Origin of the sequence: Delftia sp. ZNC0008, assembly GCF_000799035.1 — a bacterium.
Classification (GTDB): domain Bacteria; phylum Pseudomonadota; class Gammaproteobacteria; order Burkholderiales; family Burkholderiaceae_C; genus Comamonas; species Comamonas tsuruhatensis.
The window spans coordinates 1-498 of the sequence record NZ_JTKZ01000447.1; the positions used below are offsets into that span (position 1 = coordinate 1).

Consider the following 498-nt stretch of genomic DNA (forward strand, 5'->3'; position numbering starts at 1 on the left):
TACGCGTTCTCCGTGTCCAACGCTGCCAGTGCCTTCGGTCCCGCCACCAGCGTGACCATCAAGGACTTGGTGCCGGCAGGCATCAGCATCACGGGCGTGCCGAGCGGTGCGAACGTGGCCAGTGCGACCTGCACGCCCAACACCTTCCCCTTCGTGGGCAATGGCACGGCGATCCTGTCTTGCACCGTGAACTTCACTGCGGCAGTGGCGGCCGGTGGCAACACCAGCTTCAACCTGCCGGCTGTGCCGACGGCGGTGGGTTCGAGCACCAACACGGCCTCCTACGATCCGTCGGGTGGCATCAGCCCGGTCAATCCGACGGCCGGTTGCACGACGGATTGCGCATCGACGCCTTCCACGCCGGTAACCCCTGGTACGCCTGCGCTGACGGTTACCAAGGCCAACCCCGGTAGCTTGGCTGTGGGCACGCCTTTCAACTACGCCTTCACGGTAGCGAATGCGGCCAGTGCCTTTGGTCCCGCCACCAGCGTGACCATC

At 65.5% G+C, this 498-nt stretch carries 1 pseudogene; it reads left to right on the plus strand.

Annotated features, from left to right (window positions below):
- Nucleotides 1-12: 12 nt before the first annotated feature.
- Nucleotides 13-498: pseudogene (locus L995_RS14830) on the plus strand (hypothetical protein); the annotation flags it as partial.